We start from the raw sequence: 15796 nt of genomic DNA, 5'->3' as shown, positions 1-15796 counted from the left end.
TCCCACGACCGCCATGGTCCTTGCCGCCGGCCTCGGCACCCGGATGCGGCCCCTCACCGACGACCGGCCCAAGGCCCTGGTCGAGGTCGGCGGGGCGGCCCTGATCGACCATGTGCTTCGCCGTCTGGGCGAGTCGGGCGTCGAGCGCGCCGTCGTCAATGTCCACTGGTTCGCCGAGCGGCTGGAATCCCACCTCGCAGCGCGCGCCGGCAGGCCCGAAATCCTCATCTCCGACGAGCGCGCCGAACTGCTGGAAACGGGTGGGGGCCTGAAGAAGGCCGCCGCGCTGCTGGGCGCGGACCCGGTCTTTGTCGCCAATATCGACAGTGTCTGGACCGACAACAGCGCGCCCGGCGACACGGCCCTGAATCAACTCGCGCGGCTGTGGAATCCGTCAATCATGGATGCGGCCCTTCTTCTCGCACGACGCGAGGGCTCGATCGGCTTCGAGGGCGGTGGCGATTTCTTCCTCGCCGGGGACGGCCGCCTGACCTTCCGCGGCGAGGCGGCCGAGGCACCCTACGCCTATATGGGCGTGCACATCTGCCGGCCCGACTATGTCGCCGACGGCCCCGACGGCCCCTTTTCCCTGAGCGGCTTCTGGCGCCGGTCAGCCGCGGCGGGGCGGCTTTACGGCTGTGTGCTGGACGGCGACTGGATGCATGTCGGCGACCCCGCCGCCCGGGATGCGGCCGAGACGAAACTGGCCGGCGGATGACCGCCCGTTTCGATCCCTTTTCCGGTACGGGCCCGCGCTGGTATGCGATCGAGGCCCAGCGGCCTTTTCTCGACGATCTGGCCGCCGGGGTTCTGGACTGGCTCGGCGACCATCCGCCCGAGACCCTGTCTGACGCCGTCATCCTGCTGCCCAACCGCCGCGCCGCGCGGGCCTTTACCGCCGCCCTGTCCCGTCAGGCGGGCGGGCGGCCCATCCTCCTGCCCCAGGTCCGGCCGCTCGGCGATCTGGAAGAGGACGAACCGCCCTTCGCGCCCGGCGACATCGGCCTGGACCTGCGCCCCGCGATCGCCCCCCTGGCCCGGCGCTTCGAGATGGCGCGGCTGGTGGCGGCCCATGACCCCCGCGCCGCCGCCTCTCCCCTCCATGCGCTGGAATTGGCCGACGCCCTCGGGGCCTTTCTCGATTCCTGCCAGATCGAGGAAGTCCCGGATATGGGACGTGTTGCCGACCTCGTTGAGGCGGACCTGGCCCAGCACTGGCTCGACACGGCCGCCTTCCTCGCCATCGCGGTCGAGCAATGGCCGTTGCGCCTGGCGGAACTGGGCCTGATGGACCCCGCCGCCCGCCGCACCCTGCTGCTGCGGCGTCTGGCCGAGGCCTGGACCGCCCGGCCGCCGACCCAGCCCCTGATCGTGGCCGGATCGACCGGCACGGCTCCCGCGGCTGCCGACGTCATCGGAGCCGCCGCCCGCGCGCCGCAGGGCTGTGTCGTCCTGCCGGGACTGGATCAAACTCTCCCGCTCGAGGCCTGGAATGAGCTGGATGTGCAACATCCCCAGGGGGCGCTGAAGGACCTGCTGCTGCGCCATGACATCACCCGCGACCAGGTCGCCGTCTGGGGCGCGGGCGCCGGGCCTGTGCCCTCGGCCCGCCGCCGCCTGATTGCCGAGGCCCTGACCCCGCCCCGGGCCACCGCCGACTGGCGCAACACCATCGAGGCCATGGGCCGCGAGCCGGGCGACCCCGTCGCCGAGGGTCTGGAAGGCCTGACCCTGATCACGGCCCGCGCCGAGGAAGAGGCCGCCGCGGTCGCGGCCGTGCTGATGCGTGAGGCCCTGGAGACACCGGGCAAGACCACCGCCCTGGTCACCCCCGACCCGCTGTTCGCCCGCCGGGTCCAGGCCCGGCTGTCGCGCTGGGGACTGGAGGCCGATTCCTCCGCCGGCACGCCCCTGTCGATCACCCCCGTCGGCGTATTGCTGTCCCTGATGGCGGATCTGGTCGGTGAACCGTTCAGCGGCGCAACCCTGCTGGCGCTGCTCAAACATCCGCTGGTCCGGCTGGGTCTGGAGGCCCGCACCCTGGCCGACCAGGCCTCCGGGCTTGAGCTTCAGGGCCTGCGCGGGCCCCGCCCCGGTGACTGGACCGCCATCGCGCGTCAGCTCGACCGGTCCCGCGCGCCCCGGTTCGGCCACGCCCGCCCGCCGGCCTGGCTGGTGGCGAACGAGGCGGCCGAACGCCTGTTGTCCCGGCTACGGGACGCTCTGGAACCCTGGCTGGCGGTTTTCGCGGCCGGGTCCGCACCGGTCGATCAGGCCGCCACCGCCCTGGTGCAGGCGCTGGAGCGAATGGCCTGCGACGAGACCGGCGTCACCGACTCCGCCTGGCGCGGGGCCGAGGGCGAGGCAGCGGCGCGGATGCTGTCCGGCCTGATCACCGACGGGGCCGGCCTGGAACCCCTGTCCGGACCGGATTTCGCCCGGCTGATTTCCGGCCTGGTCGCGGCCGAGATCGTTCGCACGGGCGGGGCCGCCCATCCGCGCCTGTTCATTCTCGGCGCCATCGAAGCGCGGCTGGCGCGCGCCGACCGGATGATCCTGGCCGGGATGGAGGAGGGCGTCTGGCCGCGCGGGGCCCCGATCGATCCCTTTCTGTCGCGCCCCATGCGCAAGACCCTGGGCCTGCCCCCGCCCGAGCGCCGGATCGGCCTGTCCGCCCACGATTTCGCCCAGTCCGCCTGCGCCCCCGAGGTCATTCTGCTGCACACCGAGCGGCGGGGCGGGCAGCCCTCGGTCAAGTCGCGCTGGCTGTGGCGGCTGGAAACCCTGGTGGGCGGGGCCGGTCGCGCCCTGCCCGGTCGCCCCGACATCCTGGCCATGGCCCGCGCGCTCGACGCCGCCGACCCGGTGCCGCCGCCGACCCTGTTGCCCGCGTCACGCCCGGCCCCGACCCCGCCCGTCGCCCTGCGCCCGCGCCGGCTGTCGGTGACCCGGATCGAGGAGTGGGTGCGCGACCCCTATGCCACCTATGCCCGCTTCATCCTCGGACTGGAGGCCCTGGCCCGACCCGACGAGCGCGTCGACGCCCGTCTGCGCGGCACCGCCATCCATGCGGCACTGGAGGAGTTCGCCGAGGCCTGGCCGACCCTGAACCCCGCCACGGCCTCCGAAACCTTCGTCGGCCTCTACCTCGACCGGCTGCGCGACGGCGGCATGCCCGACGCCGGCCTGGCGCGCGAAAGCGTGCTGGCCCGCAATGTCGCCGCCTGGGCCGTCGGCTTCGAGGTCGCAAGACGGGCCGACGGGGCCGCCATCCTGATCGAACAACGCGGCGTCATGGAGATCGACGCCCCGCGCGAGCCCTTCCGCCTCAGCGCCCGGGCCGACCGGCTGGAGCTGCACGACGGTCGGCTGACGGTGATGGATTTCAAGACCGGCGGAGCCCCGAGCTGGAAACAGGTTCGAACCGGCTTTTCGCCCCAGCTGTCCCTGACGGCGGCCATCGCCCGCGCCGGCGGTTTTCCCGGCCTCGGCACCCCCGAGCCCGGGCAGTTGCTTTATGTCACGGTCACGGGACGCCGCCCGCCGGCGACCGAGGTCGACCGCAGCGGCGATGCCCAGAAGACGGACACCCAGCCGGTTGAGGTCACGGTGGATGAGGCGCTTGAGGGACTGAACCGGCTGATCGCCACCTATGAGCGGGCCGAAAAGCCCTATGTCTCACGTCTGGCCCCCCCGTTCGCCCAGCGCGCCTTCTCGGACTACGACCACCTGGCTCGCGTGCGGGAATGGTCGATCGCCGATGAGGCAGAGACGGAGGAAGAATGACCCCGGTCGGCTCCATCTCCCCCCAGGCCCGTGCCGCCGATCCGGCGATCAACGCCTTCGTCATGGCCAATGCCGGGTCGGGCAAGACCACCACCCTGGTCGACCGGGTGGCCCGCCTGCTGCTCGACGGCTCGAAGCCGGACGCCATCCTCTGCCTGACCTTCACCAAGGCGGCCGCAGCGGAGATGCAGCGCCGTCTCTATCAGCGTCTCGGGGCCTGGGCCGTGGCCACCGACGACGACCTGCGCCGGGACCTCGGCAAGCTGGAGGCCCGCGACACCGGAACCTATGATCGCAACGGCCTGTCGCGTGCCCGCGCCCTGTTCGCCCGCGCCCTCGAAACGCCCGGCGGGTTGAAGATCCAGACCATCCACGCTTTCTGCGAACAGCTGTTGCGCCGCTTCCCCATCGAGGCCGGGGTGTCGCCGGGCTTCCGGGTCATCGACGACACCGAGGCCGCTGCGGTTTCGGCCATTGCCCGCGAGGCCCTGGCCCGCGCTTCCCTGAGCGGGGCCTGGCCGGCCCTGACCGACGCCTATGGGGCCATGAGCGAGACCCTGGCCCATGAGGACTTCGAGACCATGTTCACGGTGTTCGAGGCCAGACGGGCGGCCCTCGGAGCCTATGTCGAACACGCCGAAAGCGAGGGTGGACTGGCCGATTTCGTCGCTCGCTCGGTCGGCTTCGACGACGCGGCCGGGGCCGACGCCGAGACCATCGAGGCCGCAGCGCTGGATCCCGCCACGATCGATACCGACCGCTGGCTCCGCGCCGCTGAGGCCCTCGGCCGCGCCAAGGGTGTCAAGGACAAGGCCCGTGCAGGTGCGATCCAGACCTTCGTCGAAGCGGTCCGGTCGGGCGGCGGCGGCTTCTCCGACCTGGCCGACATCTTCCTGACGCAGAAGGGCGCGCCGGCCGCCTGGTGCGCGACGAGCGCGGCGGCCAAGGCGGAACCGGGGCTGACCGACTGGCTGGTCGAACAGCGAGACCGGGTGGCCGCGACAGCCGAGCGCCTGCGCGCTGCCCGGGTCGCAGCCGAGACCACCCACGCCCTGACCCTGGCCGGGACCTATGCCCAGGCCTATGCGGCCGCCAAGACGGCCACCGGTGCGCTGGATTTCGCCGATCTGATCGTGCGTGCCCGCACCCTGCTGACCGAGGGCGAGGGGCCCGGCGCGGCCTGGGTGCTCTTCAAACTGGACGGGATCGACCATCTGCTGATCGACGAGGCCCAGGACACCTCGCCCGACCAGTGGGACATCGCCCGCGCCCTGACCGGCGAATTCTTCGCCGGGGCCGGGGCCCGCGAGGACGGCCGCGAGCGCACCGTCTTCGTCGTCGGCGATGAGAAACAGTCGATCTTCTCCTTCCAGGGTGCCGCCCCGGAACGGCTGCTGGCCGAGAGCCAGGGCTATCGCCGGATGGCGGGCGCGGCCGGTCGATCGTTCGAGACGGTCGAACTGCTGCAATCCTGGCGCTCGACGCCCGAGGTGCTGGCCTTCGTCGACGAGGTCTTTGCCGTCCCCGACCATGCCCAGGCTCTCAGCCCGGGCCGGGGCGAGATCGGAGACCGGGTCGATGTGGTCGTGCGCCATACCGCCGGGCGAGCCGACCGTCCCGGGACCGTGGACCTCTGGCCTGAGGAAAAGGACGACCCCGCCGACGACCGTCGCGCCTGGGATGAGCCGCTGGACACCGGAGCCGGTCAGGGCGCGCGACGGCGGGTGGCCGAGCGGATCGTCGTCGAGGTCAGGGGCATCGTCGAAAAGGGCGAAGGCGTCCACGCCAGGAATGCAGACGACCGGCAGGCCTGGCGGCCCGCCGACTGGGGCGATGTGCTGATCCTGGTCAAGAAGCGCGGCCCGATGTTCGAGGAAATCCTGCGCGCCCTGAAGCGGTCAGGCATCCCGGTCGCCGGCGCCGACCGGTTGAAACTGGCCGAACACCCGGTGTTCGAGGACCTGCTGGCCCTCGGCCGCACCGCCCTCTATCCCGAGGATGACCTGACCCTGGCCGGCCTGTTGCGCAGTCCGCTTTGCGATGTCGGGGAAGACGGCGTGTTCGATCTGGCCCAGGGTCGGGCCGGTTCCCTGTGGCGGACCCTCCGGGACAGGGCCGAAGAACGGCCGGAATGGACCGCAGCGCGCGTCCTGATCCGCTGGTTCCGCGCCGAGGCCCGGGTCCGCGCGCCGTTCGACCTTTACGCCCGACTGCTGAACCGGCGCGACGCCCGCGGCCTGACCGTGCGCCAGCGCTTCATGACCCGGCTGGGCGGCGAGGCGGCGGATGCCCTCGATGCCTTCCTGGATCAGGCGCGGGCGGCCGAAGCGCGCGGCGTCACCGACCTGGAGCGGTTCTGCGCCGACCTGGCCGCCATCAACCAGACCGTCAAACGCGAGATGGACGAGCCGCGCGGCGAGGTGCGGGTCATGACCGCCCACTCGTCCAAGGGGCTGGAGGCCCCGATCGTCATCCTGCCCGACACCATTTTCGACGAGCCGACGGGGGATGCCCTGCTGGAGACCGGCGACGGCGGGTTCCTGTGGTGCGGGGCCAAGGACCGCGACTGTGACGCCTCTGCCGAAGCGCGCGAGCGGCGCAAGACGCTGAACAGGGAGGAGTCCTTGAGGCTGCTCTATGTTGGCCTGACCCGCGCCCGGGACCGGCTGATCATCGGCGGCCGCATCGCCTCGAACCGCAAGATCGAGAACGTCGTCTCCAAGATGAAGGCCTGGTGGGGTCCGGTCGCCCGGGCCTTCGACACGATGGACGGCGTACGCGACGTCCAGACCGCCTCCGGTCCGGCCCGACGGTTCGGGGCCGATCCCGTACCCATGGCACAGGTCGCCGCGGGCCCGACCGTGGCAGTGCCGCTGCCGTCCTGGCTGATGGCGGAACCGGCCCGCGAGGATGCGGACCGGCGGGCCTCCCCCTCACGCCTCGACGAGCCTGCCGGCACCCCCGCCCCCTCCCCCCTGGCCACCACCGCCGGGCCGGGTGCGCCGCTGGGCCGGTTCCGGCGTGGTGACCTGATCCACCGGCTGCTGGAGCGGCTGCCCGATATTCCCCCGGCCGAACGCCCGGATGCGGCGGCAAGGATGCTGTCCCGGGAGCGGGACCTCGACGACGACCAGCGGGCCGAAATGATCGAATCCGCCTTCCGGGTCCTGGACGACGACCGGTTCGCCCCGGTCTTCGGGTCCGGCTCCCGGCCCGAGGTGGCCCTGACCGGTTCGGTCGGGACGACCGCCGTCTCGGGGCGGATGGACCGGCTGGTGGTCACGCCCGACCGGGTGCTGGTCATCGACTACAAGACCAACCGCCCGGCCCCCGCCCGGATCGAGGACGCAGACCTGGCCTATGTGCGCCAGCTGGCCGTCTATGCGGCGATCCTGGCGCGTCTGTATCCGGACCGTCCGATCGAGGCCGCCCTGGTCTGGACCGACGGGCCACAGCTGATGGCGGTGCCCCGGGCGATGATGGAGGCGGCCCTCGAGGCCTGACCCGCACGCCCGTTGATTTGGCCGGCCACACGCCCCACATCGGCTGTCGAAGCGCCGGAATCACTCCATGATGTCCCGCCGATCCGGAGAAAGATCCCCATGGCCACCGTCAAGGTCACCGACGACAGTTTCGAAGCCGACGTCCTCAAGGCGTCCGTGCCTGTTCTGGTCGATTTCTGGGCCGAATGGTGCGGCCCCTGCAAACAGATCGGCCCGGCCCTGGAGCAGATCGCCGATGAACTGGCCGGTCAGGTCGTGATCGCCAAGGTCAATATCGACGACAGTCCGATGATCCCGTCCCGGCTGGGCGTGAAGGGTATTCCGACCCTGATGCTGTTCAAGGACGGCCAGATGGCGGCGATGAAGGTCGGCGCCATGCCCAAGGGCAAGATCGTCGAATGGCTGGCCGAGGCCGGCATCGGCCCGTCTGCCGCCTGATCCTTGCGCCGGGTCCGTTCAGACCGCCTGTCGTTATCGTAACTTGCCCGGCCCGGGGATCGGTGTTCTGCTGCCGGCCATCACACTGGATGCTGGAGCATGATCATGCTGGTCACCGCCCTGTTCGCCACCGCCCTGCTGTTTGACGGCGGTCAGGTCGCCGTCATCGCCGGAACCCCGCCCCCGGCCGAGGCGCGGCCCGCCACCGCGCCCCCCGGAGCGGAGGGCGACACCCGCCGCGTCTGCCGACTGGAGCGCGCCACAGGCTCGAACATGCAGCAGCGCGTCTGCCGCGACGTTCCCCGGGCCGGGGTCCAGGACCAGCAGACCCGGGAGTTCATGCGCTCGATGCAGAGAATGCGCATGCCCGACGAAGGGGTCACGGCGACGCCGGCCGGACCCAACGGCTGATCTCTTCAGTCCGGCCAGGTCTCCCGGCTGGCCCCCAGCACCTCGCCCGCCATATACAGCGAGCCACAGATCAGGACCCGGCCGGCACCGAGCCGCAGGGCCCGGCTCAACGCCTCCTCGACCGAGGCACAGGCCGTCGCCCCGAGGCCGTGCCCCCGCGCTACCGCCGCCAGGGCCTCCGGCTCGGCCGCCGCCCCGTCGAACGGCACGGTGAAGACTGCCGCGCCTGACCGGCTGAGCGCCGCGAAGAAGCCGCCGGCGTCCTTGTTGGCCAGAATGCCGACGATCAGGGCCAGGGGCCGGGGGGCCCGCGCCTGTCGCCCTTCGAGCGCGACGGCCAGGGCCGCGCCCGCATGGGGATTGTGCCCGCCGTCCAGCCACAGCTCCGCATCGGCCGCCCGCGCCGCCTCGCCATAGGGGCCCGCCGTCAGCCGCTGCATCCGCGCCGGCCAGCGCACGGATTGCAGGCCCCCGGCGATGGCCGCCTCTGGCAGGTCGAGCTCGAGGGCGACCGCAATGGCCAGCCCGGCATTGTCGATCTGGTGCGGACCGGTCAGGGCCGGGGCCGGCAGGTCCAGAAACCGCTCCTGGTCCTGGAACGACAGGCCGCCGCGCTCGGCCCAGGCGTCGAAATCGACCCCCATGACGGTCAGAGGTGCGTGCACGACCCGCGCCGCCGCCTCGATGACCACCATGGCCGGCCCGGCCTGACGCGCGATCAGGCCGCGCGCGCCGGCCTTCAATATGCCCGCCTTCTCGCCCGCCACCCCACCCAGGTCGGTGCCGAGGAATTCCGCGTGGTCGAGGTCGACCGGGGTGATGACGCTGAGCAGCGGCCGATCGATGACATTGGTGGCATCCAGCCGGCCGCCGAGGCCGACCTCGACAATGGCCAGGTCCGCCGGGGTCTCGCTCATGGCCACAAAGGCCGCGGCCGTGGTGCTCTCGAACACCGTCGCCTCGCTGCCCCCGCGGTCTATGGCCGCCTCGACCCGATCGAGGACGGCATTCAGGGCCTCGTCCCCGATCAACTGACCCGCCAGCCGGATCCGTTCATTGAACCGCACCAGATGGGGCGAGGTATAGGTATGGACCCTGAGTCCCGCCGCCTCGGCGATGGCGCGGATGAAGGCGACGGTCGAACCCTTGCCGTTGGTGCCGGCCACATGGACCACCGGCGGCAGCCGGTCCTGCGGATCACCCAGCGCCGCACACAGGATGCGCATCCGGTCCAGCGACAGGTCGATCCGCTGCGGATGGCGCTGCCTCAGTCTCGCGGAGATCGGGTCCAAGGCGATCAGGCCGCCCGGCGCTTCCCGCCCATCAGCATCGACAGGATCCGGCCCAGAACGACCGGCAGGTCGGCGCGGGCGACGACCCGGTCGACCATGCCCTTTTCCTGCAGATATTCGGCGCGCTGGAAGCCGGGTGGAAGCTTCTCGCGGATGGTCGCCTCGATCACCCGCGGCCCGGCAAAGCCGATCAGGGCACCGGGCTCGGCCAGATGCACATCGCCGAGCATGGCGTAGCTGGCGGTCACGCCGCCGGTCGTCGGGTCGGTCAGGACCACGACGAAGGGCAGTTGTGCCGCCTTCAGTTCCTGGATGGCCAGGGTGGTGCGGGCCATCTGCATCAGGCTGAGGGCGCCTTCCTGCATCCGCGCCCCGCCGGCGGCGGTGAAACAGACCAGGGGCACACCGCGCCCGATCGCCGCCCGGGCCGCCGCGATAAAGGCCTCGCCCGCCGCCATGCCCAGCGAACCGCCCATGAAGGTGAAGTCCTGGACGATCACCACCGCCTCGGTCCCGTCCAGGGTGCCGAAACCGATGGCCATGGTGTCCTTGCGGCCTGCGGCCTTGCGGGCGGCGGCCAGCCGGTCCTTGTAGGATTTGCCGTCCGAGAATTTCAGCGGATCTTCGGGCACCTCCGGGGTCTCGATCGGCTCATAGTCGCCGTCGTCGAAGGTGGCGCGCAGCCGGGTCGGGGCGTCGATCCGCATATGCCGGCCCGAGGGCGTCACCCACAGGGCGGCCTCCAGATCGGGGCGGTACAGCATCTCGCCGGAATCCGGGTCCTTGACCCAGAGATTGTCGGGCGTGTCGCGCCGGCTGACGATCTTGCGAACGCCGGGCGCGAAACGGCTCAGCCAGCCGCCGCGTTTTTCCTGGGGTTTGGGAGGGGTCTTGTCAGCCATGGACGCGCTTTAAACCGTTTCCGTGACCCGCGCACCCCGCACCGCGTCGGCCAGGGCCTTCACCTTCGCCAGAACGCGCGGGACGGCGGGTTCATTCGCCTCAAGGGCCGCCGCGACCTCGTCGACCAGCACCGAGCCGGCCACAACTGCATCGGCGACCCGGGCGATCTCGGCCGCGCGCTCCGGCGTCTTCACGCCAAACCCCACGGCAACGGGCAGGCCCGAGGCCTTGCGCACCCGCTCCACGGCGGGGGCGACGGACAGGGTCTGGGCCTCCTTGACCCCGGTCACGCCGGCGACCGAGACATAGTAGACAAAGCCCGAGGTGCGCTCGGCGATCCGCTTCAGCCGCGCATCGTCCGAGGTCGGGGTGGCCAGCCGGATCAGGGACACCGAGGCGGCATCCAGTGCATCCGACAGCGGCCCGGCCTCTTCCGGCGGGCAGTCGACCACGATCACCCCGTCGACGCCGCTGGCCGCCGCATCGCGGGCGAAGGCGGCATGGCCATAGCTCTCGATCGGATTGAGATAGCCCATCAGGATCACCGGCGTGTCGGCATCCCCGGCGCGGAAGTCCGCGGCCAGGGCCAGGGTCCCCTTCAGCGTCAGCCCGGCCTTGAGACCGCGCAGCGCCGCGCGCTGGATCGGCGGTCCCTCGGCCATCGGATCGGAAAAGGGAAAGCCCAGTTCGATCAGATCGGCCCCGGCGGCCGGCAGGCCGCGCAGGATCTGCAGCGCCTCATCCCGCGTCGGATCCCCGGCCATGACATAGGCCACGAACCCGGCCCGGCCCTCGGCCTTGAGCGCAGCGAAGCGGGCGTCGATACGCGCAGTGGTCATTGCGCCGGCGCGGGGGTCGCCGCAGCGGCCGGCCGGGCCGCGCAGACGTCGCCGGGAATGGCCGCAAAGGCCAGCCAGGCCGGTTCGGCCGGTCCGGGGGCCCGCGACTCATCGGCAAAGGCCAGCATCTGGAAGCCGTCGCAGCCGCCTTCAGCGCGGCGGCGCACATAGACGACCCGATTGTCTTCCCCGCCCGCAGCCAGCCAGTTCTGCAGGCGGAAGGCCTCGCTGTAGGTGTCGACCAGGGCGCCGATGGCACCCTGGGTGGTCATCACGCACAGGGCCTGCTGGGCCAGGCCGACCTTGCCGCCGCAGGTCGGGTCCGCGACCGCCGTCGGCAGTTCCGGAATGTCGACCTGCAGGGGTGCCGGGGTCTGCGCCATCGCCGGCCCGGCCAGAAGGGCCGTCACCGCAGCCATCATCACGATCTTCATGCTCTACAACTCCACGCCCAGATGCTTCGCCACGGCGAAGATGTCCTTGTCGCCCCGTCCGCACATATTGAGCACGACATCCCCGCCCTTGCCCACTTCCGTCGCGATCTCGCCGATCCGGGCCAGCGCATGGCTGGGCTCCAGCGCAGGGATGATCCCCTCCAGTTTCGAGCACAGCTGGAAGGCCTCCAGCGCCTCGACATCGGTGGCGGCGCGGTATTCGGCCCGGCCGATGTCCTTGAGCCAGGCGTGCTCCGGCCCGATGCCCGGATAGTCGAGCCCGGCCGAGATCGAATGGCCCTCGAGGATCTGGCCGTCGTCATCCTGCAGCAGATAGGTGCGGTTGCCGTGCAGCACCCCGGGCCGTCCGCCCTGCAGCGAGGCCGCATGGTCCGGGCCGTCCAGCCCGCGCCCGGCCGCCTCGATGCCGATCAGCCGCACCCCGGCGTCGTCGATGAAGGGATGGAACAGGCCGATGGCATTGGACCCGCCCCCGATCGCCGCAACCACCGCGTCCGGCAGCTTGCCGCGCCGCGCCAGCATGGAGGCCCGCGTCTCGCGCCCGATCACCGACTGGAAATCCCGCACCATGGCCGGATAGGGGTGCGGCCCTGCCGCCGTGCCGATCAGATAATAGGTGTCCTCGACATTGGTCACCCAGTCGCGCATCGCCTCGTTCATGGCGTCCTTGAGGGTCGCCCGGCCCGCTGTCACCGGCACCACCTCGGCCCCCAGCAGCTTCATGCGGAAGACGTTGGGCATCTGCCGCTCGACGTCGGTCGCGCCCATATAGACGATGCATTCCAGGCCGAAGCGCGCGCAGACGGTCGCCGTCGCCACCCCGTGCTGGCCGGCGCCGGTTTCCGCGATAATCCGCGTCTTGCCCATCCGCATGGCCAGCAGGATCTGGCCCATGCAGTTGTTGATCTTGTGCGCGCCCGTATGGTTCAGCTCGTCGCGCTTGAACCAGATGTCGGCGGCCCCGTAGTGCGCCGTCAGTCGCTCGGCCAGGTACATCGGGCTGGGCCGGCCGACATAGTCGGTCAGGAAGCCGTCCAGCTCGGCCTGGAAGGTCGGATCGGCCTTGGCCGCCTCATAGGCCGCGTCCAGCTCGTGAACCAGCGGCATCAGGGTCTCGGCCACGAACCGTCCGCCATAGGGGCCGAAACGGCCCTCGGCGTCGGGCATGGAATACTGGTTCGGAAGGATGGCGTTCACGAAGGAAGCTTTCACGCAGGGAGGCGGCGGAATTCAGGCCGAACGGACCGCCTCGAGGAAGGCTGTGATCCGGGCCGCGTCCTTAACACCCGGCGCGGTTTCCACGCCAGAGGACACATCCACCAGGGGCGCGCCGGACACGGAAATCGCCTCGGCCACATTGTCCGGGGTCAGACCACCGGCGAGGAACCAGGGCCGGTCAAAGACCCGGCCGGCCAGCAGGCTCCAGTCGAACCTTGCCCCGACCCCGCCCGGCAGGTGCGACCCCTCCGGCGGCTTCGCATCGAACATCAGATGATCGGCGACCGTCGCCCAGTCTTCGGCCCCGGCGAAATCCTCCGCCCGGCGGATCGGCAGGACCTTGATGATCCCCGCCCCGGTCAACAGCCGCACCCGCGCGGCCTGCTCAACCGTCTCCGCCCCATGCAGCTGGATCAGGTCCGGCTTCAGGATCAGGGCGATCTCCGTCAGCAGGGCGTCGTCGGCGTCCACCGTCACCGCCACGATCTTCGCTTTTCCCCGCGCCCGTTCGAACAGGGTCGCCCCGTGCAGCGGGTGGATGTGGCGGGGGCTTTTCGGAAACACCACCGCCCCCACAAAGGCCGCACCGCCATCCAGCGCCGCATCCAGCGCTTCGGGCGTGGTCAGGCCACAGATCTTGGCGTGGGCGCTCATGCGGCGAATATGGCCTCGATCTGCGCCGGATCCAGCAGCCGCCAGTCCCCCGGGGCCAGATCGTCCGGCAGGGTCAGGCCACCGACCCTTTCGCGGTGCAGGCCCTCGACGTGATTGCCCACGGCCGCAAACATCCGCCGCACCATATGATAGCGGCCCTCGGTCACCGTCAGCCGCGCCTCCGTCGGCGACAACACCTCCAGCACCGCGGGCGACAGCGGCTTGTCCTCCCCCTCCAGCACCAGACCCCCGGCAGCAAACACCTCGCCCTCGGCTCCGGTCAGCGGCCGGGCCAGGGTGGCGCGATAGACCTTGGCCACATGGCGCCGGGGCGAAATCACCCGGTGCAGCAGGTCGCCGTCGTCGGTCAGCAGCAGCAGGCCCGTCGTCTGTTTGTCCAGCCGCCCGATGGTCGAGATGGCCGGATCGCGCCGCCGCCAACGGGGCGGCAGGACGTCATAGACCAGGGCCCCGTCCTCCTTGCGCGAACAGGTCATGCCCAGCGGCTTGTGCAGCATCATCACCAGACCCGGCACCGGATCCAGCGGCTGACCATCGATCGCCATCCGCCCCGGCAGGTCCGGCGTCACCGGTATCCGCCGCGACACATCGGTCAGATCGACCCCGTCCAGCACGATCCCGCCGGCCTTGCCCAGCCGCGCCATCTCGGTTCGCGAGCCATAGCCCATGGAGCCGAGCAGTTTATCGACGCGGGAGGTGGGGGTTTTCATCTCTCGTCATCCCGGGGCGCGCAGCGACCCCGGGACCCAGCGGCGCCGGAGCGGCAGCGGAGGCGATGAACGACGCACCGGTGTTCGCGACAGGTTCGCGCTTGCGCGCGCCGCTGGGTCCCGGCCTTCGCCGGGATGACGAAAGCTGTGGTTTTCACTTCACCGCCTCGAACACCTTGTAGCCGCCGCTGTCGGCGATCATGTCGACCCGTTTGAAGGCGTCCTTCAGTTCGGCCTCATAGGGCAGGTGGCGGTTGGCCACGATCCAGAGCACCCCGCCCTTCTTCAGCAGGCCGGCGGCCTTGCGGATGAAGGCCTGACCCAGCCGCTTGTCCTCGGCCCCGCCGTCATGGAAGGGCGGATTGCTGACCACGAAATTCAGCGCGCTGACATCCTCCAGCGTCCGCGCATCGGCCCATTCAAAGGTCGCGCGCGGGTCGGTGACATTCTTCCGCGCCGCCGCGATCGCCCGCCGGTCCAGATCGACCAGACGCAGCGACGTCACCGCCGGCGAGCCCAGCACCACCGTCGCCAGCGCGCCATAGCCACAGCCCAGATCGACCCCCGCCCCCTTCAACGGCGGCAGGGCCTGGGCCAGCAGCAGCGATCCCGCATCGATCCGGTCCCAGGCGAAGACCCCCGGCTGCGACCAGGCGTCCAGCCCCTCGAGCAGACGCGGCGCGCCTGCGGCAATGGCGGCATCGAGCCCGGTCACCGTCTCTGGCCGGATGACGACACAGCGCCGGTGGTGCGCCTTGGCGCTCTCCCCGACCTCGACGCCGAAGGCTTCCAGCTCCTTCTTGAGCCGGGACCCACCCTTGTCCTTGGCCGCCATCACATCGAGCCGCCCGCGGGGCTTCAGCGCCCTGAGCGCCAGCGCCAGCGCATACCGCCGCTCCAGCACACCGGGCGGGGCATGGATCATGATCTCGTCCGCCGAGCCTTCGGCCACATCCTCCAGCGGCGTAGAGCCGGGGATCAGGGGCGAAAGCTGGGTCGCCGCACCCGGCGGATCGAAGACGGCCGGGGGGCGGCCGTAGAGAAGAGAAGTCATGGCGGCGCCTATAGCCGGAATGGCGCAAGACGCGAAACGCACGGGAGCACCCCCCGTCTCCTCCCCGCTTCGCGGGGAGGGGGACCGTCCGGAGCCTCGCAGAGGCGAAGGAGGGTGGAGGGGCGCCGACCGCTCGTCTCCTCCCCGCTTCGCGGGGAGGGGGACCACGCGTAGCGTGGTGGAGGGGCGCCGACCGCACGCTCCTCCCTACCCCTCCACCATCCTTCGGATGGTCCCCCTCCCCATTCGCTGCGCGAACAGGGAGGAGACACGGATTGCTACCCATCCGCCGATTGTCAGCATATTCTGCCCGCCCAACACTCTGATTTAACGAACCTTTCAAAAAACACAGCGTCACAAACCATCCGCGCTGAGCCCCGTGCCAGACTCCTGCCCATCCCGTCGGTGGGGAGGGCGTCGGATCCAGCGCCCCGATGTCGGCGGGCTGTGGTCGAGCGATGAAGCCCGGGGGATGGATACTTCGGGGGTCCTTGCGGAGGTCGATGGATGGC

Annotated in this window: 13 protein-coding genes; 5 read left to right on the top strand and 8 right to left on the bottom strand. The window is 70.9% G+C overall.

The features are described 5' to 3' along the window. Positions 1 to 13 precede the first annotated feature (13 nt). The 5 genes from murU to Q0053_RS05615 all read left to right on the top strand — a co-directional run bounded on the left by murU (position 14) and on the right by Q0053_RS05615 (position 8138). Positions 14 to 718, top strand: coding sequence for an N-acetylmuramate alpha-1-phosphate uridylyltransferase MurU (murU, locus tag Q0053_RS05635; protein ID WP_298097270.1), 705 nt, complete (start codon positions 14 to 16; stop codon positions 716 to 718). Next, the gene (gene addB / locus Q0053_RS05630; protein ID WP_298097231.1) at positions 715 to 3786 is read left to right on the top strand and encodes a double-strand break repair protein AddB; all 3072 of its coding nucleotides are present in this window, start codon (positions 715 to 717) and stop codon (positions 3784 to 3786) included. The genes murU and addB overlap by 4 nt, the downstream gene beginning before the upstream one ends. Then, the gene (gene addA / locus Q0053_RS05625; protein WP_298097228.1) at positions 3783 to 7289 is read left to right on the top strand and encodes a double-strand break repair helicase AddA; all 3507 of its coding nucleotides are present in this window, start codon (positions 3783 to 3785) and stop codon (positions 7287 to 7289) included. The genes addB and addA overlap by 4 nt, the downstream gene beginning before the upstream one ends. Before the next feature lie 99 nt (positions 7290 to 7388). After that, entirely contained in the window at positions 7389 to 7727 is a 339-nt protein-coding gene (gene trxA, locus Q0053_RS05620) for a thioredoxin (protein WP_298097224.1), read from the top strand. Positions 7728 to 7826: 99 nt separating this feature from the next. Further along, positions 7827 to 8138, top strand: coding sequence for a hypothetical protein (locus Q0053_RS05615; protein WP_298097221.1), 312 nt, complete (start codon positions 7827 to 7829; stop codon positions 8136 to 8138). 5 nt (positions 8139 to 8143) lie between these two features. Here the strand turns inward: Q0053_RS05615 and Q0053_RS05610 are convergent, their stop codons facing one another. From Q0053_RS05610 to Q0053_RS05575, 8 genes are all read right to left on the bottom strand, one after another. Then, on the bottom strand, positions 8144 to 9430 hold the full coding sequence (locus Q0053_RS05610) for a folylpolyglutamate synthase/dihydrofolate synthase family protein (RefSeq protein WP_298097218.1): 1287 nt from the start codon (positions 9428 to 9430) through the stop codon (positions 8144 to 8146). A gap of 5 nt (positions 9431 to 9435) precedes the next feature. Next, positions 9436 to 10332, bottom strand: coding sequence for an acetyl-CoA carboxylase carboxyltransferase subunit beta (locus tag Q0053_RS05605; RefSeq protein WP_298097215.1), 897 nt, complete (start codon positions 10330 to 10332; stop codon positions 9436 to 9438). A gap of 9 nt (positions 10333 to 10341) precedes the next feature. Next, positions 10342 to 11172, bottom strand: coding sequence for a tryptophan synthase subunit alpha (trpA, locus tag Q0053_RS05600; RefSeq protein ID WP_298097213.1), 831 nt, complete (start codon positions 11170 to 11172; stop codon positions 10342 to 10344). Beyond that, positions 11169 to 11606, bottom strand: a complete 438-nt coding sequence (locus tag Q0053_RS05595; RefSeq protein WP_298097210.1) for a hypothetical protein — start codon at positions 11604 to 11606, stop codon at positions 11169 to 11171. Before Q0053_RS05595 ends, trpA begins: the two co-directional genes overlap by 4 nt. Positions 11607 to 11609: 3 nt before the next feature. Then, on the bottom strand, positions 11610 to 12824 hold the full coding sequence (gene trpB / locus Q0053_RS05590) for a tryptophan synthase subunit beta (protein ID WP_298097207.1): 1215 nt from the start codon (positions 12822 to 12824) through the stop codon (positions 11610 to 11612). A 33-nt stretch (positions 12825 to 12857) separates the two neighbouring features. After that, positions 12858 to 13499, bottom strand: a complete 642-nt coding sequence (locus Q0053_RS05585) for a phosphoribosylanthranilate isomerase (RefSeq protein WP_298097204.1) — start codon at positions 13497 to 13499, stop codon at positions 12858 to 12860. Then, the gene (locus Q0053_RS05580) at positions 13496 to 14230 is read right to left on the bottom strand and encodes a pseudouridine synthase (RefSeq protein ID WP_298097201.1); all 735 of its coding nucleotides are present in this window, start codon (positions 14228 to 14230) and stop codon (positions 13496 to 13498) included. Before Q0053_RS05580 ends, Q0053_RS05585 begins: the two co-directional genes overlap by 4 nt. Before the next feature lie 154 nt (positions 14231 to 14384). Beyond that, a complete protein-coding gene (locus Q0053_RS05575) occupies positions 14385 to 15284 on the bottom strand; it encodes a methyltransferase (RefSeq protein WP_298097199.1) in 900 nt (299 codons plus the stop codon). Between the last annotated feature and the right edge of the window lie 512 nt (positions 15285 to 15796).

Origin of the sequence: Brevundimonas sp. (genome assembly GCF_027487935.1) — a bacterium.
In the GTDB taxonomy this organism is placed as follows: Bacteria; Pseudomonadota; Alphaproteobacteria; order Caulobacterales; family Caulobacteraceae; genus Brevundimonas.
The sequence above is the reverse complement of the archived record's forward strand: the minus strand, read 5'-3'. Positions and strand labels throughout refer to the sequence as shown.